Here is a 17,928-nt window from a genome sequence, read left to right as displayed (position 1 = left end):
CCTTAGGCTCCGCGGCATGACTCGTCATCCTGAGGGCCCGGTCGAGCTCGTGATCTTCGACTGTGACGGCGTCCTGGTGGACAGTGAACGGATCTACTGCCGTATCGACCGCGAGGTCTTCGCGTCGCTGGGCGCGGAGTTCAGCGAGACGGAGATCGTCGACCACTTCGTGGGCTCGTCGAGCGAAACGCTCACGAAGATCCTGGAGGAGCGCCTCGGCCGGACTCTGGAGCCCGACTGGCACCATGCCTACCGGCCGCTGTACGACCGGGCGTTGGACGCGGAGCTGAGGGTGGTCGAGGGCGTCACGGACGCGCTCGACGCGCTGGACGTCCCGTTCTGTCTGGCGTCGAACGGCAGCCACTCCACGATCCACCGCAACCTGACCCGGACCGGACTGCTGGATCGCTTCGAGGGCCGGATGTTCAGCGCCCGCGACGTCGCCAGGGGCAAGCCCGCGCCGGACCTCTTCCTGCACGCGGCGGCCACGATGGGCGTCCCGCCGGAGCGCTGCGCGGTGGTCGAGGACAGCCCGTACGGCGTGGCGGCGGCCCGCGCGGCGGGCATGCGGGCGTTCGGCTACTGCGGGGGCCTGACCCGCGCGGACCGCCTGATGGGGCCCCGGACGCTGGTCTTCGACGACATGCGGGAGCTGCCGAAGCTCCTGGGTGAGCCGCTGGTGTGAGGGGGCGCTCCGCCCGGCCGGGCCGCCGGCCGGGCGGTGAGCCCCTCGACCGAGGGGAGGGCCGTCAGGCGATGCGGTCCAGGACGATCGGGTTCGGGGCGAACGCCGTGTCCTGCGCCTCGATGTCCCAGGCCGAGCCGAGGGACTGCAGCGCGTACTCGAACTTCTCCGGGGTGTCCGTGTGCAGGGTGACGAGCGGCTGGCCCGCCGTCACCATGTCGCCCGGCTTGGCGTGGAGCTCGACGCCCGCGCCGGCCTGCACCGGGGCCTCCTTGCGGGCGCGGCCGGCGCCCAGGCGCCAGGCGGCGATGCCGATGTCGTAGGCGTCGAGGCGGGTCAGGACGCCCGAGGACGGGGCCGTCACGACGTGCTGCTCGCGGGCGACCGGGAGGGCCGCGTCCGGGTCGCCGCCCTGGGCCGCGATCATGCGGCGCCAGACGTCCATCGCCGAGCCGTCGGCCAGCGCCTTCGCCGGGTCCGCGTCCTTGATCCCGGCCGCGTCGAGCATCTCGCGGGCCAGCGCGAGCGTCAGCTCGACGACGTCCGCCGGGCCGCCGCCCGCCAGGACCTCGACCGACTCGCGGACCTCCAGGGCGTTGCCGGCCGTAAGGCCGAGCGGGGTCGACATGTCGGTGAGCAGGGCGACCGTCCTCACCCCGCTGTCCGTGCCGAGGCCGACCATCGTGTGGGCCAGCTCCTGCGCGTCCGCGAGGTTCTTCATGAAGGCGCCGGAGCCGACCTTGACGTCCAGGACGAGCGAGCCCGTGCCCTCGGCGATCTTCTTCGACATGATGGAGCTGGCGATCAGCGGGATCGCCTCGACCGTGCCGGTGACGTCGCGGAGCGCGTAGAGCTTCTTGTCCGCCGGGGCCAGACCGTCACCCGCCGCGCAGATCACCGCGCCGGTGGTGTCCAGGACGTGCAGCATCTCCTCGTTGGAGAGCAGGGCGCGCCAGCCCGGGATCGACTCCAGCTTGTCCAGGGTGCCGCCGGTGTGGCCGAGCCCCCGGCCCGACAGCTGCGGCACGGCCGCGCCGCACGCGGCGACGAGGGGCGCGAGCGGGAGGGTGATCTTGTCGCCGACGCCGCCGGTGGAGTGCTTGTCGGAGGTGGGTCGCGAGAGGGACGAGAAGTTCATGCGCTCGCCGCTCGCGATCATCGCGGCCGTCCAGCGGGCGATCTCGCCGCGGTTCATGCCGTTGAGCAGGATGGCCATGGCGAGGGCCGACATCTGCTCGTCGGCGACCTCGCCGCGGGTGTACGCGTCGATGACCCAGTCGATCTGCTCCGGGCTCAGCTCACCCTTGTCCCGCTTGGTGCGGATGACCGAGATGACGTCCATGAAGTGCCTCTTTCTACGCGCATAGAGGGGGGAAAGGGAAGAGCGGCCCTCCCATCGTGCCGGAAGGGCCGCTCCGAGGTGCTACGAGGTCAGGTGACCCGGGCCGAAGGCCTGCGGAAGCATCTCCGCGAGCGTGCTCCGCCCGGCCGGAGTCTCCAGGACGAGCTCGGGTCCGCCGAACTCGTACAGCAGCTGCCTGCACCGCCCGCACGGCACGAGGGACTCGCCCCGGCCGTCCACGCACACGAAGTGCGTCAGCCGGCCGCCGCCGGTCGCCTGGAGCTGCGAGACGAGCCCGCACTCGGCACACAGGCCGATGCCGTACGAGGCGTTCTCGACGTTGCAGCCGGAGACCACCCGGCCGTCGTCGACGAGCGCTGCGGCGCCGACCGAGAAGCCCGAGTACGGCGCGTACGCGTGGGACATCGCCTCGCGGGCGGCCTCCCGCAGGGTCTCCCAGACGGCCTCCGGCACGGCGGGCGTCACTTGCCCTGCCCCTTGCGGTACCGCATGCCGTCCGCCTTGGGCATCCGCAGCCGCTGCGCGGAGAGCGAGAGCACCAGCAGCGTCACGACGTACGGCGTGGCGCTGACGAACTCGACCGGGACGGTGTCCGTCCCGAGGTACCAGATCAGGACGCCGACGGCGATGACGGTGCTGATCTGGGCGGTGATCCAGCGCTTCTTGTACGCCTTCCACACGGCCAGGATCACGAGGATCGCGAAGAGCAGCAGGAGCAGGGCGTGCACGGACTGGCCGCCGCTGCGCAGCTGGAGCGCGTCGGCGAAGCCGAACAGGCCGGCGCCCATGGCGAGACCGCCGGGCCGCCAGTTGCCGAAGATCATCGCCGCGAGGCCGATGTAGCCACGGCCGCCGGTCTGGCCCTCGTTGTAGATGTGCGAGGTCACCAGCGACAGGAACGCGCCGCCGAGGCCGGCAAGACCGCCGGAGACGACCACCGCGATGTACTTGTACTTGTACACGTTGACGCCGAGGGACTCCGCGGCGATCGGGTTCTCGCCGCAGGAGCGCAGCCGCAGACCGAACGAGGTCTTCCACAGCACGAAGTACGTGCCGATCACGAGCAGCACGGCGAGGATCGTCACCAGCGAGAGGTTGGTGACCAGACCGCCGAGGATGCCGGCGAGGTCCGAGACGAGGAACCAGTGGTGCTTCTCGATGTCGGCCAGCCAGTCGGACAGCCCGGGGACGGTGATCGAGGTGATGTCCTCGGCCGGCGGGGACTGCTTGGGGCTGCCGCCCTTGGCCGCGGCCTCGCCGGTGTTGAACCACAGCTTGGCGAAGTAGGTGGTGACACCGAGCGCCAGGATGTTGATCGCGATGCCGGAGATGATGTGGTCGACGCCGAAGGTGACGGTGGCGACCGCGTGGAGCAGACCGCCGAACATACCGCCCACGATGCCGGCGAGGACGCCGAGCCAGGGGTCGGTCTGCCAGCCGGCCCAGGCACCGAAGAAGGTGCCGAGGATCATCATGCCTTCGAGGCCGATGTTGACCACGCCCGCGCGCTCGGACCACAGGCCGCCGAGGCCGGCGAGGCCGATCGGGACGGCGAGGGAGAGGGCGGCGCTGATCTGGCCCGCCGAGGTGAGGTCCTGTGCGCCGGTGATGGCGCGTACGGCGGAGAGGGCGATGAGCCCGCCCGCCACGATCAGCAGGATCCAGGGAAGCGAGAGGCGGGCGCGGCCGCCCTTGCCGCCGGACACCTTGGGTGCCGCGGGCGGCGGGGTGGAAGTCGCCGTGGCGGTCACGCCGACACCTCCGTCTTGTCGTTGGAACGAGCCTGGGCCGCGAGCTTCTCGCCGACCTGGCGCTGCTGGCGCTTGAGGCCGTAACGGCGCACGACCTCGTAGGCGATGACGACACAGAGGACGATGACGCCCTGCATGACGCCGACGATCTCCTTGTCGTAACCCTCGAACTCGAGCTTGCCGCTGCCGCGCTCCAGGAAGCCCCAGAGGATCGCGCCGAGCGCGATGCCGACCGGGTGGTTGCGGCCGAGGAGGGCGATGGCGATACCGGTGAAGCCGATGCCTACCGGGAACCCTCCGCCGTACTCGTAGGAGTCGTTGAGCAGGGTCGGCATACCGATCAGACCGGCCATGGCGCCGGAGATCAGCATGGACGTGACGACCATCTTCTTGACGTTCACACCGCTGGCCGCGGCGGCCGTGTCGGACTGGCCGACCGTACGCAGGTCGAAGCCGAAGCGGGTGCGGGAGAGGGTGAACCAGTACCCGACGCCGGCGATGACGGCGATGACCAGGAAGCCCCAGATGGGCTCCGGGGTGGTCGGGAACTCGAAGAAGTGCGAGGACTCCGGGAGCGGGCTCGTGGCGACCTCGGTGCCGGCCGCGTCCAGGTGGCCCAGGCGGCCCGGCTGGAGGAGGTAGCCGATGATCGCGGTCGCGATGAAGTTGAGCATGATCGTGGAGACGACCTCGCTCACACCCCGGGTCGTCTTGAGGACACCCGCGATGCCCGCCCACATGGCGCCGACGATCATCGCGGTGATGATGATCAGCGGGATCTGGACGATCCCCGGCAGCGTCAGCGCGCCGCCGACGGCGGCGGCGAAGAACGCGGCGAGGCGGTACTGGCCGTCGACGCCGATGTTGAACAGGTTCATGCGGAAGCCGATGGCCACCGCGAGACCCGCCAGGTAGTACGTCGTCGCCTTGTTGATGATGTAGACCTGGCTGTCCGACTTCACGCCGTACTCGAACATAATGCCGAAGGCGCTGAACGGCTCCTTGCCGGTCGCGACCAGGACCAGGGCGGTGATCAGGAAGGCGGCGACGACCGCCAGGAGCGGTGCCGCGAGGCCCAGGAGCAGCCGCTCCTTGTCGATCTTCTTCATCGGGCCTCGTCCTCCGGGCCGTCGGTGGCCTCGGGGCTGTCGCCCTCGGGGCCTTCGTGCGCAAGGTGGCCGGTGGCGGCACCGGTCATGGCCGAGCCGAGCTCCTCCGGCGTGATGGTGGCCGGGTCCGCGTCGGCCACCAGACGGCCGCGGTACATGACGCGCAGCGTGTCGGAGAGGCCGATCAGCTCGTCGAGGTCGGCGGAGATCAGCAGCACGGCCAGACCCTCGCGGCGCGCCTCGCGGATCTGGTCCCAGATCTGCGCCTGGGCGCCGACGTCCACGCCCCGGGTGGGGTGCGCGGCGATCAGCAGCTTCGGGTCGTGGCTCATCTCGCGGCCGACGATCAGCTTCTGCTGGTTGCCGCCGGAGAGCGAGGCCGCGGTGACGTCGATGCCGGGGGTGCGGACGTCGTACTCGCGGACGATCCGCTCGGTGTCCCTGCGGGCGGCCTTCAGGTCGAGGATGGCGCCCTTGGAGTTCGGCTTCTCGGTGACGTGACCGAGGATGCGGTTCTCCCAGAGGGGGGCCTCCAGGAGCAGGCCGTGCCGGTGGCGGTCCTCGGGGATGCAGCCGATGCCGTCCTCGCGCCGCTTGCGGGTCGGCGCGGCGGAGATGTCGGCGCCGTCCAGGGTGAGCACACCGTGGTCGAGGTGGCGCATGCCCATGATCGCGTCGACGAGCTCGGACTGGCCGTTGCCCTCGACGCCGGCGATACCGAGCACCTCCCCCTTGTGGATGGTGAAGGTGATGCCGTCGAGCACCGCGCGGACGACGCCGTCGGGGTCGACGGCGCTGAGGGACAGGCCCTCGACCGTGAGCATCGGGACGTCCGTGACCGTCGACTCACGGGTCTCCGGGGAGGGCAGCTCGCTGCCGACCATCAGCTCGGCGAGCTGCTTGGGCGTGGTGGAGGCCGGGTCGGCGGTGCCGACCGTGGTGCCGCGGCGGATGACGGTGATGTCGTCCGCGACGGAGAGGACCTCGCCCAGCTTGTGAGAGATGAAGATGACCGTGAGGCCCTCGGCCTTGAGCTCGCGCAGGTTGTCGAAGAGCGCGCCGACCTCCTGCGGGACCAGGACGGCGGTCGGCTCGTCGAGGATCAGCGTGCGGGCGCCGCGGTACAGCACCTTGAGGATCTCCACGCGCTGACGGTCGGCCACGCCCAGGTCCTCGACGAGGACGTCGGGGCGGATGCCGAGACCGTACGCGTCGGAGATCTCCTTGATCTTCGCGCGGGCCTTGTCGCCGATGCCGTGGAGCTTCTCGGAACCGAGGACGACGTTCTCGAGGACGGTGAGGTTGTCCGCGAGCATGAAGTGCTGGTGGACCATGCCGACACCGCGGGCGATCGCGTCACCGGGGTTGCTGAACGACACCTGCTCGCCGTCGATCGCGATGGTCCCCTCGTCCGGCTTCTGCATGCCGTAGAGGATCTTCATCAGGGTCGACTTGCCCGCTCCGTTCTCGCCCACGAGGGCGTGCACGGTGCCGCGGCGCACGGTGATGTCGATGTCGTGGTTGGCCACGACCCCGGGGAAACGCTTGGTGATGCCGCGGAGTTCTACGGCGTGGGGACTACTGGAGCTGGAGGCTTTGATGGCGCACTCTCCTAGGCAGGGAGCGTGAGGAGGATGAGGCAGGACGCAGGCGCTGTCGGTGGCGAAAAATACCGCGTGGACCGGGAGCTACGCGCGTAGCGTTCGCGAAAATGTTCAACTGCCCATGGGCATACGTGTGAAGGGGGCCCGGAGTGTCGGCCGAAGCCGCAGTCCGGGCCCCCCTCCGACGAACGTCAGAGGGTCGTGGCGACCTTGATCTGGCCGTCGACGATCTTCTTCTTGGCCTCGTCCAGCTTGGCCTGGATGTCCTTGAGGTGGTCACCCGTGGTGGTCAGGGAGACGCCGTCCTCGGCCAGGGAGTAGATGTGCTCGCCGGTCAGCGGCTTGCCGTCCTTGACGGACTTGATCAGGTCGAAGACGCCGGTGTCGACGTTCTTGACGACCGAGGTCAGGATCGAGCCGGCGTACTTGGACAGGGCCGGGTCCTTGGCCTGGTCCGAGTCGACGCCGATCGCCCAGGTGCCCGGCTTGGCGGCGACGGCCTCGATGGCGCCGGCGCCCGAGCCGCCCGCGGCGGCGAAGATGACGTCGATGCCCTTGTCGAGCATGCCCTTCGCGGCGGCCTTGCCCTTGTCCGGGGCACCGAAGCCGGAGAGGTCCGTACCGGTGGACAGGTACTGGATCTGGACGCTGGCGTCCGGCTTGGTGTCCTTGACGCCCTGCTGGAAGCCGGCGGCGAACTTCTTGATCAGCGGGAGGTCGACACCACCGATGAAGCCGATCTTGCCGTCCTTGGACTTCAGCGCGGCGGCGACACCGGCGAGGTAGGAGCCCTGCTCCTCGGTGAAGACGATCGAGTCGACGTTCTTCTTGTCGGACACCGAGTCGATGAGGCCGAAGGTGGTCTTCGGGAACTTGGCGGCGACCGCGTCGATCGCGTCCTTGTAGGCGAAGCCGACACCGATGACCGGGTTGTAGCCGCCCTCGGCCAGCGAGGCGAGGCGCTGCTCACGGTCGGCCGGGGTCTCACCGTTCTTGGCGGTGAGCTCCTTGGTCTCGACGCCCAGGTCGGCCTTGGCCTTGTCGAGACCGCGCGCGGCGGAGTCGTTGAAGGAGTTGTCGCCACGACCACCAACGTCGTAGGCCATACCGACCTTGATGGTGCCCGAGTCGGAGCCCGTGTCCTCGGTGGAGGACTCTCCGCAGGCGGTGGCAGTGAGAGCGAGAGCCGCGGTGACAGCACACGCGGCGGTGATCTTGGATACCCGGCGCACGAGGAGGTCCCTTCAAGACTGACCGAAAGCGCCTCTTGCGGCGCTGGTTTCGGGCGATCGTAACGCGCGTAGATGTCAGTTAAAGACCCGTTCACGAGTCGTTACCGGATCGAAGCGCAGCATCCGGTCCCGCGCCGGACGCGCCCCCTCCGCCGCGGCCGGGATCCGCACGCTGTGCTCATGGATCCTCACCCGGCAGTCTCCCACCGGACCCGGCGGCGCTCAACCGAGGCCGCGCCGCGCGAGCCGGAGGTTCACCCTCGTCGCCGCCCGGAGGTTCACCCTCGTTCGCCGGAGGGCCCTCACCACAGCGTTCCGGCCATCCCGCGCCGCCTCGGCAGAGGTGGCCTCGGGGACGGCGCGGCGCGGGGACGCGGCTACGCGCCGCCGGTCAGCAGGGCGGCGGCCGTGAAGAGTTCCACACCGACCTCGATGGCGGCCTCGTCGACGTCGAAGTCCCCCGCGTGCAGGTCGCGGCGGGTGGTGTCGCCGGGTACGCGGACGCCGAGGCGGGCCATGGCGCCCGGGACGTGCTCCAGGTACCAGGAGAAGTCCTCGCCGCCGAGGCTCTGCTCGGTGTCCTCGATCGCGTGCGGTCCGCGGCGGGCGGTCATGGCGGCGGCGAGGAGGTCGGCGACGGCCGGGTCGTTGACGACCGGCGGGACACCGCGGACGTAGCTGATGGTCGACTTGGCGCGGTGCAGCGTGGCGATCTCGTCGACCGCCGCGTGCACCAGGTCGGGCGCGTCGCGCCAGGTGTGCAGGTCGAGGCAGCGGACGGTGCCGGAGAGCGCGGCGTTCTGCGGGATCACGTTGCAGGCGTGGCCGGACTCGATGCGGCCCCAGGTGACCGAGAGGCCGGAGCGGGCGTCCACGCGGCGGGCGAGGACGGCCGGCACGTCGGTGGCGACGCGGGCGACGGCGGTGATCAGGTCCGTGGTCATGTGAGGACGGGCGGTGTGGCCGCCGGGGCCGTCCAGGGTGACTTCCAGCCGGTCGCAGGCGGAGGTGATGGGGCCGTGGCGCAGTCCGATCCGGCCGGCGTCGACCTTCGGGTCGCAGTGCACGGCGATGATCCGGCCGACCCCGTTCAGGACACCGGCCTCGATGGCATCGGCGGCGCCGCCGGGCAGCACCTCCTCGGCGGGCTGGAAGATCAGCCGCACCGCGTTCGGCAGGAGCCCCTGGCGGTCGAGGTCGGCGAGGACGAGTCCGGCGCCGAGGACCGTGGTGGTGTGGACGTCGTGGCCGCAGGCGTGCGCGCGGTTGGGCACGGTGGAGCGGTACGCGACGGTCTTGACGTCCGGGATGGGCAGCGCGTCGAGGTCGGCGCGGATCGCCAGCATGGGGCGCACCCCGTCCCAGGTGCCGATGTCACACACGAGCCCCGTGCCCGCCGGGAGGACCTTCGGCGCCAGGCCGGCCGCCTCCAGGCGGCCCATCAGGGCCGCGGTCGTACGGAACTCCTGGTTGCCGAGCTCGGGGTGCATGTGCAGGTCACGGCGGAAGGCGATCAGTTCTTCGCGCAGCGACGCGGGCAGCGTTCCGGGCAGGGCGACGGAGCCGGGCTCACGGGACTTCAACTGGTTCACCTTTTGAAGGGTAGGCCCCCCGAGTGGTCAACTGCCCGATGATCACGAAAAGTTCAACCCGATAGGGGAAAGAAAACCCGCTGACGAGGCATGACGGCCGTCCCTTGTGGGTAACCTCACCCGAATTCGAGCCGTTCGACGGCCGGGGCGGCGCGGGCGGTGAGCCGGTCGACCTCGTGGGCCGCGGTGCCGGCGACACCGGCCAGGAAGCCCTGGGCCCGGGGGGAGACGTGCGCGCTCAGCCACTCGGGCGCGATCTCGCAGACGGCGACCTTGACGCCGGTCCCTTCCAGGGCCAGCGGGAGGGTGTGCACGACCGTGGACGGGAAGCTGACCACCGTACGGCCGATGGGGCCGCGGCGGGCGATCACCTCCAGCGGGAGGTCGGGGCGGACGATCTCGAGCCCGGTCTCCACCGCGATCCGGTGCAGTTTCTCGGTGCTCTCGCGGCGGTGGGCGAAGTACCGGGTCGCGCCGTGGGCGCGGGCCAGGTCGGCCACGGCCTGCGCGTACCGGTCGGCGTCGACCACGCCCGTCTCGACGAGCGAGGTCCCGACGAGGTCGGCGCCCCGGGTGAGGCGGGGCGGCCCGAAGCGGGCCCGGGTCCAGGCGAAGGTGTGCGGCGTGACCGTCGTGCCCGGGGGCGGGTCGACGGGGAGCGAGGTGAAGATCTCCACCGTGCGGTGCCGGGCGGGGGCGAGCCGGCGGCGGGCCAGGGCGGAGACCGGGGCGAGGACCAGCTCGCGGGGACCCCGGCTTCCCTTGCGGTGCCAGCGGACCAGGCGCTCGCCGCGCGCGAGCTGGGCGGCGAACTCCATCGTGGCGGTGCCGTCGTCGACGACCGTGAGCCGGCGGGGACCGAACAGGGTCAGCAGCAGCTGGACGTAGCGGGAGAACGGGTCACCGACGATCACCCGGTCCGCCGCCCGCAGCAGCGGTGCCAGGTCCCGCAGCGTCCGGACGAGGGCCCCACGGCCCCCGCGGGCCTCCTGCCAGCGGACGTGGAACCCCTCGTCACGGGCCAGCTGTGCCATGCGCCGCAGCTGGCCGCGGGACATGGGGTCGGTCGGGGAGAGCACGACGATGGTGAGCCGGGGGGTGGGGGCGCCGGAGGCCGGGGCGGGGGCGGGAGCGTCGGAGGCCGACCCGGGGGTGGGGGCGGCACCGGGAGCCGGTTCGGTGGTGGGGGGCGTGAGGGGGGCTTCGGCGGCGCCGGGGGCCGGGGCGTCGGCCGCCTGGGGTGCCGGGGCGAGGGTCCCGTCGGGCGCCTGGTGTGCGGGCGCCTGGGATGCGGATGGCGTGGCCGCCCGGGGTCCCGGGGCCGCCGGGGGCCGGCCCGCCGGGTCGGCCGGAACCGTCGCCGTCCGGAGGCGGGTGCGCTGGGCCGGAAGGGCCGGGAGGGCCGCCCCCGGGCCCGCGGTGGCGGCGGGGTCCGGCACCGGGGCGGTGGAGGCGGCGTCCGGCGCCGGGGTGGCGGCGGCGTCCCGTTCCGGGGCGGACGCCGCCGCGTGGGCCCATTCCAGGACGTTCAGGAGCTGGACCGGACTCTCGACGAACGCCAGCTGGCCGGTCATGCGGCGACGAGCCCCTGGACCCGGCGGAGCTTCTTCATGGGGCCGAGCTCCGACTCGTAGACCTTCTTGACGCCGTCACCGAGCGCGGTCTCGATGGTGCGGATGTCGCGGACCAGCCGCTGGAGGCCCTGCGGCTCGACGGACGCGGCCTGGTCGGAGCCCCACATCGCGCGGTCGAGGGTGATGTGCCGCTCGACGAAGGTGGCGCCGAGGGCGACGGCGGCCAGCGTGGTCTGCAGGCCGGTCTCGTGGCCGGAGTAGCCGATCGGGACGTTCGGGTACTCCTCCTTCAGCGTGTCGATCACCCGGAGGTTCAGCTCCTCGGCCTTGGCCGGGTACGTCGACGTGGCGTGGCAGAGCAGGATGTTGTCGCTGCCCAGGACCTCGACGGCGTGGCGGATCTGCTTCGGGGTCGACATGCCCGTCGAGAGGATGACCGTACGGCCGGTGGCGCGCAGCGCGCGGAGCAGCTCGTCGTCCGTGAGGGAGGCGGAGGCGACCTTGTGGGCCGGGACGTCGAACTTCTCCAGGAAGGCGACGGCCTCGGTGTCCCACGGGGAGGCGAACCAGTCGATGCCCCGCTTGCGGCAGTGCTCGTCGATGGCGCTGTACTCGTCCTCGCCGAACTCCACGCGGTGGCGGTAGTCGATGTAGGTCATCCGGCCCCAGGGGGTGTCGCGCTCGATGTCCCACTGGTCGCGCGGGGTGCAGATCTCCGGGGTGCGCTTCTGGAACTTCACCGCGTCGCAGCCCGCGTCCGCGGCCGCGTCGATGAGCGCGAAGGCCTTGTTCAGGTCGCCGTTGTGGTTGATGCCGATCTCGCCCGTGATGTAGACGGGGTGGCCGGGGCCGGCGACCTTGCTGCCGAAGGTACGGGTGCGGGTGTCGGTGCTCATGGCTCGTGTGTTCCTTACGCGTCGGGGGTGTGGAGCTCGGGTCCGAGGAGCCAGGCCGCGATCTCGCGGATGGCTCCGGAGCCACCGGGGGTGACGGTGACCGCACGGGCGGCGGCCCGTACGGAGTCGTGGGCGCTGCTCACCGCGACGGGCCAGCCGACGAGGTGGAAGCAGGGCAGGTCGTTGACGTCGTTGCCCGCGTAGAGCACGCGCTGGGGGTCGATCCCCTGCTCCTCGCACCACTGCTTGAGGGCGAGGTCCTTGCGCTCGATGCCGTGCAGGACGGGGATCCGGAGCTTGCGGGCCCGGGCGGCGACGACGGGGTTCCGTTCGGAGGAGAGGATCAGGAGCGGGACGCCGGTGCGGCGCAGGGCCGCGATGCCGAGGCCGTCCCCGCGGTGCACGGAGACGAACTCCCGTCCTTCGGCGTCGATGTGGACGCGGTCGTCGGTCTGGGTGCCGTCGAAGTCGAGGACGATCGCGTCGACGTCGTCGATCCGGGGCGTGACGGGGGTGTCGAGCAGCGGCGCGAGGGCGCGGGCGCGGGCCAGGTCGTGGGGGTCGTCGATCTCCAGGACCCGGGACGGGTCGGTGACCACGAGCGCGGTGCGGCCGAAGAAGCGGTGGCGGTGGGTACGGAAGCCCTCGGCGTCCATGGCGTAGACGGCGCCGGTCTCCAGGTACTCCGGCTCCCGGTCCTGGCGGCGGGGACGGTGGGCCTTGTCGTGATTGACGCCCGTGCCTCCACCCTCGGCGCCCTCGCCGGTGCGCCGCCACAGGAAGCCGTGGCTGGGGGCGACGGTGAGGGCCGTGTCGGCGCCGGCGGCGATCTCCCCGACGGCGCCGTTGACGTCCGCCGGGGTGAGGAAGGGGCTGGTGCACTGGACGAGCAGGACGGTGTCGACGCGCCGGCCCGCGGTGGCCTCGAAGGCGTCCAGCGCGTGCAGGACCGCCGACTCGCTGGTGGCCGTGTCACCGGAGAGGGACGGCGGACGGTGCACCGCCTCGGCCCCGGCGGCGCGGGCCTCGGCCGCGATCGCCGCGTCGTCGGTGGAGACGACGACGTGGGTGACCAGGCGGGCACCGAGGCAGGCCCGGATCGCGCGGGCGACCAGCGGGACGCCCGCCACGGGGGCCAGGTTCTTGGCGGGGACGCCCTTGGAACCTCCGCGCGCCGGGATCACCGCGAGGACGGTGCCCGTGCGCTCCGGCAGGGAGGTGCTCGCGTCCGTCGCGGTCGCCTTCCCGGCGGTGGTCTCCGTCGCGGTTGTCCCCGTCGCGGTCGGCTGCCCCGCGGACGCCCTCGCAGCGGTCGGCTTCGTCGCGGTCATCAGAGTTCTCCCAGCCTGCGGATGACGGGTGCCACGCGCTGGACGCCGTGGCGGTACGCGCCCCGCGCCGCCTCCCGGACCACGCGGCGCAGTCCGCTGTCGCGCGGCTCCGGGGCGGTCACGTCGAGGCGGTGGCGGGCGAGGATGCCGGGCAGGTAGCCGGGGGCCGTCTCCGCCGTGTAGTAGGGGGCGATCGGGGGCAGCCCGGACGGCCGGACCAGCAGTTCGCCCACGCGTGCCCGCGCCGCGTCGAAGGCGGTCGCGTACGAGCCTCCCCCCACGCGGCCGGCGGTGGCCACTCCCTGGCGCGCGAGCCACTCCTCGTCCGGCGTCGGCCGTGCGTCGGCGTCGAGGCGGTCGAAGGAGGTCAGCAGTCCCGAGCCGATGAAGTGATGGTTGCCGAGCACCTCGCGGACGCCCAGGTCGGTGAGGACCGCCGTGGGGACGCGCCGGTGCAGCGCTTCGAGCGCGGCCGTCGAGGAGACCGTGACCAGCAGGTCGGTGCGGTCGAGCACCTCGCCCATGTGGCCGTACACCAGGCGGAAGTTGGGCGGCACCGCGAGTTCGCGCACCAGCCGCTGGTACGGGAGCTCCTCCAGGTGCGTCGTGTGCTCGCCCGGCTTGGAGCGCAGCTTGAGGAGGACCTCGCGCTCCGGGTGCTTGCGGGCGTGTCCGACGAGCCTGCGCAGCAGGTAGGTGCGTTCGGCGCGGGTGGCCGGCACGGACGGCTGGGCGGCGAAGACGAGGGTGTCGCGGCCGGGCTCGGGGGCGTAGGGGGCGCCGCCGAGGAAGGGCAGCGCGGCCTCGACGACCGAGGAGGGGTCGGCTCCCACCCCCTCGTACACCGCGCGGAACCGCTCGGCGTCGTGCCGGGAGTTGGCGAGGACGACGTCGGCGCCGTGGCGCAGCAGCAGGCCGTCGGCGAGCTTCTCGTAGACCACGCCGACATACCCGGTGACGATCACCGGCCGCCGGTCGAGGGCGAGTTCGGCCAGCCCGTGCAGGACGGCGCGCACCGTGCCCCCGACGAGGGCGAGGACGACGACGTCGTACCCCTCGTCACGGGCCGCCGCGTCCCGTACCGCGCGCAGGAACTCCGCTCCCGTCACCTCGCGCGGGGGCGTCGTGGACGCCCCGGTCTCGGCGAGCTGGCGCGCGGTCGGGGTGGCCCGGCCGCGCAGGAGGAAGCCGGTGGGTTCGACGGCGTCGGCCGTGATCCGGCGCGCGGTGAGCGCGCCCCATTTCCACCGGGTGTCGGAGTCGGCGAGTACGGCGACACGCACCGTTTCTCTGGTACTTGCTGGCACGCCGAGGACGTTAGAGAGGCATTCCGGTGGTCGGCCCAACTGGGACGCAACAAACGGTGAACAGCACCGTTACGCCTTCTGAAAACGGCCGGGAAAGTGATGTCGCCGACGATGGCGGGGGTTTTCCCCGGGTCGGTTAAGGGCCCCGCCGCTTCGTGTTCACCAGGCATCCCTCTGCCGGTCAGGACGAATGCCGGGGCGGCGCATAGCGTCGGCCGCGTGGTCAAGCTCTCCGTCGTCGTGCCGTTCTACAACGTGCACGCATACGCCCCGGACACCCTCAGGAGCCTGCGCGCCAACGCCCGCGAGGACTTCGAGTTCCTTCTCGTCGACGACTGCTCGACGGACGGGACCACGGAGCTGCTCGAACGGGCCGGGCGCGAGGTCCCGGGCGCCGTCCTGCTCCGACACCCACGCAACGAGGGCCTCGCCACCGCGCGCAACACCGGCCTGGACGCGGCCCGCGGCCGCTACCTCGCCTTCCTCGACGGGGACGACTGGGTCGCCCCCGGCCACTACGCCGAACTGGTGGACACCATCGAGCGGTTGGGGTGCGACTTCCTGCGCACCGATCACGTACGGGTGACCGGCCGGGCCCGCGCGGTGCGCCGGTCTCCGGTCGGGCGGCGCGGCGAGGTGCTGCGTCCCCGGGACGCGATCCTGCCCGCCGACAGGACCACGTCGGTGGACTACCCGTACGCCTGGGCGGGGCTCTACGACCGGCGGCTGCTCGACCGCGGCCTGCTGCGCTTCACGCCCGGGCTGCGGACGGCGGAGGACCGGCCGTGGATCTGGAGACTGCACCGGGAGGCGGATTCCTTCGCCGCGGTGAGCACGCTGGGAATCTTCTACCGGCGTGGAGTCTCCACATCTCTCACACAGGTCGGCGATATACGACAGCTCGATTTCATTCGCGCATTCGACCAGGTGATCGACGAAACAACGGACGATCATGAAGCCGGCCTCCTTCTCCCGAAAGCGGTCCGCACCTATTGCGCGCTCATTTCCCACCACCTCGGCAACACCGGGCGATACGAACCGGCCGTGGCGAAGGAATTGCGGGCGATGAGCGCTGCGGCGCTGCGGCGCATGCCGCAGGACGTTCTCCGCGAGGCGCTGGGGTCGATGGACGCCCAGCGCGCGGCGGTGCTGCGCAAGCTGCTCCGCCGTCACCGCGCGGCCGCCGTCTCCCTCCCCCGGGCCCGGAGCGCGGAGGTGGCCGCGTGAGGACCACCCAGATCTTCTACGCCTCCACCCTGTACGGAGCCACGACGCTGGCCGCCGCCCTGGACAGCGGCTGCTTCGGCCCCGCCGACCGACGGCTGCTGGTCGTCGCCAACAACGCGGCGGTGCCGGAGACGACACCCGCGCTGGACCGGATGCCCGGTTTCGAAGGACTGCGCGGCCGTTTCGACGCCGTCCTGTCCTGGAACGAGGCGATCTCGCCGCTCCACCCCGCCGGCTGGACCCCTCGGGCCGACGACCTGCCCCTCCTGGAGCGCCATCTGCGGCTACTGTGGGGGCTCGGCGACGACCGGCTCGAACTGGCTCTGGAGTCCGTGCAGGTGACGCCCGCGCTGACGATCGCCCGGCTGTTCCCGGACGCGGCGCTGGACGTGTACGCGGACGGGCTGATGAGCTACGGACCGACCCGTAACAAGATCGAGCCGCTCGTCGGCGAGCGGGTGCGGCGGCTGCTCCACCTCGATCTGGTGCCCGGCCTCGCACCGCTGCTGCTCGCGGAGTTCGGGGTGACGGCGACGGTGGTCCCCACGGAGGCGTTCACGAAGGTGGTCGCCGAGCTCGCGGAGAGGCCCGGCGCGGGGGCGGGGGCTGGGGATTCGGGCGGCTCGGCACGCGCGGGTGAGGAGGACCGGCCCGCCCTGCTCCTTGGGCAGTACCTGGCGGCGCTGTCCCTTCTCACCCCTGCCGAGGAGGAGGAGCTGCACCTGCGGATGGTCCGCGGCGCGATCGCGCGCGGGCACCGGCGGCTCGCGTTCAAGCCGCACCCCACGGCGCCGGACGCCTGGACCAGGAGCCTGGCACTGGAGGCGGAGCGGCTCGGCGCCGAGCTGACCGTCCTGGACCGCCCCGTCCTGGCCGAAGTGCTCTACCGGGAGCTACGGCCGGCGCTGGTGGTCGGCTGCTTCTCCACCGGACTCTTCACGGCCCGCGCCTTCTACGGCATCCCGGTCGCCCGGGTCGGCACCCGGACACTCCTGGCCCGGCTCACCCCGTACCAGAACAGCAACCGCGTCCCCCTGGCCCTCGCCGACGCGCTCCTGCCGGATCTGGAGGAGGACGCACCGGGCCGGGTCCCGGAGGCGGAGGAACTGGCCGGGCTGGTCGCGGCGGTCGGGTTCGCGATGCAACCGAAGATCCGTCCGGACCTGCGGGACGCCGCCGTACGCCACCTCTCCGGGCCGCTCGCCGAGCGCACCCGGCACCACTTCACGCGCCGCCGCCTGACCGTGCTCGGTCTCCCGGGCGGCCTCCCCGTCCCCCGGCATCCCCGCGTCCGCCGCCTCGCCCGCCACGCGCTGCGCCTGAAGCGGGCGCTGAGCCGATAGCGGGGCGGGGCCCGCGGGAGGGGCGGGGTCGCACCGGCCCCTCCCTCGCCGCGAGCCGGCCGTCACACGCGGACGACCGCCTCCTGGAGTTCCGTCACCCACTTCGACCTGTCGTCCGGGCACTCCAGGTACAGCTCCCTGGCGTAGCCCGCCGAGCGGTAGCCGTGGGCGTCGATCCAGGTGGCCAGGGTCTGGGCGGTCGGCAGGATGTCGTCCATCGGGCCCCGGTGGACGACCGTCGCCGCCTCCTCGAGCCCGGGCAGGACGACGAAGTCGACCCCGTCCGCCTCCGCCCCGGCCGGGACGGTCATGCCGGCGTGGACGACGACCGAGCCGTCGCCGTTGCCCGCGTCCTCGTAGTAGGCGATCCCCGGGCCGAACCCGGACACGCCCGCCGCCGCCAGCCGCTCGCACAGCCGGTCGTAGAGGGGCTGGATCACCGGCCCGATCTCGCCGGGCCCGAAGCCGGCGGCCACCCCGCTCAGCTCGGCCAGACGGACCGGCGGAACCTTCTTGATCACGACGTCCTGGGTGGACATGCGTCCCTCGCTCTCGATGGCCCGGAGCCTCGTCCCAACCCGGGCGAGCCGTCCCGCCGCCTCCGCCAGGGCCGTCTCCAGCTCGGCCTGGCGCAGCCGCAGCATGCCGCGCAGTTCCTCGGCGCCGATCCGCTCGTCGAGGATCACCCGCACCTGGTCGAGGGTGAAGCCGAGTTCCTTGAGCGCGATGACGCGGTTGAGCCGGGCGAGCTGGTCCGCCTCGTAGAAGCGGTAGCCGCTGTGCGGGTCGACATGGGCCGGGCGCAGCAGTCCGATGGCGTCGTAGTGGCGCAGCATGCGGACCGACACCCGCCCGTGCCGGGCGAAGTCTCCGATGATGAACATGACGCCCCCTACGGAACGGCCTCACACGGT

The 17,928-nt window shown here is 72.0% G+C and carries 15 protein-coding genes; 3 read left to right on the top strand and 12 right to left on the bottom strand.

Annotated features, from left to right (window positions below; genetic code table 11):
• Window positions 1–16 precede the first annotated feature (16 nt).
• Window positions 17–685, top strand: a complete 669-nt coding sequence (locus ACZ68P_RS25325) for an HAD family hydrolase (RefSeq protein WP_471009906.1) — start codon at window positions 17–19, stop codon at window positions 683–685.
• A gap of 64 nt (window positions 686–749) precedes the next feature.
• Here ACZ68P_RS25325 and ACZ68P_RS25320 read toward each other — a convergent pair whose 3' ends face one another.
• From ACZ68P_RS25320 to ACZ68P_RS25270, 11 genes are all read right to left on the bottom strand, one after another.
• A complete protein-coding gene (locus ACZ68P_RS25320) occupies window positions 750–2,027 on the bottom strand; it encodes a thymidine phosphorylase (RefSeq protein WP_471009905.1) in 1,278 nt (425 codons plus the stop codon).
• An 81-nt stretch (window positions 2,028–2,108) separates the two neighbouring features.
• A complete protein-coding gene (locus ACZ68P_RS25315) occupies window positions 2,109–2,513 on the bottom strand; it encodes a cytidine deaminase (protein ID WP_471009902.1) in 405 nt (134 codons plus the stop codon).
• A complete protein-coding gene (locus tag ACZ68P_RS25310; RefSeq protein ID WP_471009900.1) occupies window positions 2,510–3,799 on the bottom strand; it encodes an ABC transporter permease in 1,290 nt (429 codons plus the stop codon). Before ACZ68P_RS25310 ends, ACZ68P_RS25315 begins: the two co-directional genes overlap by 4 nt.
• Entirely contained in the window at window positions 3,796–4,908 is a 1,113-nt protein-coding gene (locus ACZ68P_RS25305) for an ABC transporter permease (protein WP_471009897.1), read from the bottom strand. Before ACZ68P_RS25305 ends, ACZ68P_RS25310 begins: the two co-directional genes overlap by 4 nt.
• Complete coding sequence (locus tag ACZ68P_RS25300; protein ID WP_471010164.1) at window positions 4,905–6,509, bottom strand: ABC transporter ATP-binding protein; 1,605 nt, start codon at window positions 6,507–6,509, stop codon at window positions 4,905–4,907. The genes ACZ68P_RS25305 and ACZ68P_RS25300 overlap by 4 nt, the downstream gene beginning before the upstream one ends.
• A 194-nt stretch (window positions 6,510–6,703) precedes the next feature.
• Window positions 6,704–7,744, bottom strand: coding sequence for a BMP family lipoprotein (locus tag ACZ68P_RS25295; protein WP_471009895.1), 1,041 nt, complete (start codon window positions 7,742–7,744; stop codon window positions 6,704–6,706).
• 377 nt (window positions 7,745–8,121) lie between these two features.
• The gene (locus ACZ68P_RS25290) at window positions 8,122–9,336 is read right to left on the bottom strand and encodes an amidohydrolase (RefSeq protein ID WP_471009893.1); all 1,215 of its coding nucleotides are present in this window, start codon (window positions 9,334–9,336) and stop codon (window positions 8,122–8,124) included.
• Between the two features lie 116 nt (window positions 9,337–9,452).
• Window positions 9,453–10,775, bottom strand: coding sequence for a hypothetical protein (locus tag ACZ68P_RS25285; RefSeq protein ID WP_471010162.1), 1,323 nt, complete (start codon window positions 10,773–10,775; stop codon window positions 9,453–9,455).
• A 131-nt stretch (window positions 10,776–10,906) separates the two neighbouring features.
• Window positions 10,907–11,806, bottom strand: a complete 900-nt coding sequence (locus ACZ68P_RS25280; protein WP_471009892.1) for an N-acetylneuraminate synthase family protein — start codon at window positions 11,804–11,806, stop codon at window positions 10,907–10,909.
• A gap of 14 nt (window positions 11,807–11,820) precedes the next feature.
• Entirely contained in the window at window positions 11,821–13,137 is a 1,317-nt protein-coding gene (locus ACZ68P_RS25275) for a cytidylyltransferase domain-containing protein (protein ID WP_471009890.1), read from the bottom strand.
• A complete protein-coding gene (locus tag ACZ68P_RS25270; RefSeq protein WP_471009889.1) occupies window positions 13,137–14,420 on the bottom strand; it encodes a DUF6716 putative glycosyltransferase in 1,284 nt (427 codons plus the stop codon). Before ACZ68P_RS25270 ends, ACZ68P_RS25275 begins: the two co-directional genes overlap by 1 nt.
• 243 nt (window positions 14,421–14,663) lie before the next feature.
• On the opposite strand from ACZ68P_RS25270, the gene ACZ68P_RS25265 reads away from it, so the two are divergent.
• Complete coding sequence (locus tag ACZ68P_RS25265) at window positions 14,664–15,671, top strand: glycosyltransferase family 2 protein (RefSeq protein ID WP_471009886.1); 1,008 nt, start codon at window positions 14,664–14,666, stop codon at window positions 15,669–15,671.
• Entirely contained in the window at window positions 15,668–17,014 is a 1,347-nt protein-coding gene (locus tag ACZ68P_RS25260) for an alpha-2,8-polysialyltransferase family protein (RefSeq protein ID WP_471009884.1), read from the top strand. The genes ACZ68P_RS25265 and ACZ68P_RS25260 overlap by 4 nt, the downstream gene beginning before the upstream one ends.
• Window positions 17,015–17,076: 62 nt before the next feature.
• Here ACZ68P_RS25260 and ACZ68P_RS25255 read toward each other — a convergent pair whose 3' ends face one another.
• Window positions 17,077–17,898: a MerR family transcriptional regulator gene (locus tag ACZ68P_RS25255; protein WP_471009881.1), complete on the bottom strand. Its 822-nt coding sequence runs from the start codon at window positions 17,896–17,898 to the stop codon at window positions 17,077–17,079.
• Window positions 17,899–17,928 lie beyond the last annotated feature (30 nt).

The organism is Streptomyces sp. NPDC036822, from assembly GCF_055609145.1.
Note: the sequence above shows the minus strand (reverse complement) of the source record. Positions and strands in the feature narration are given on the sequence as shown.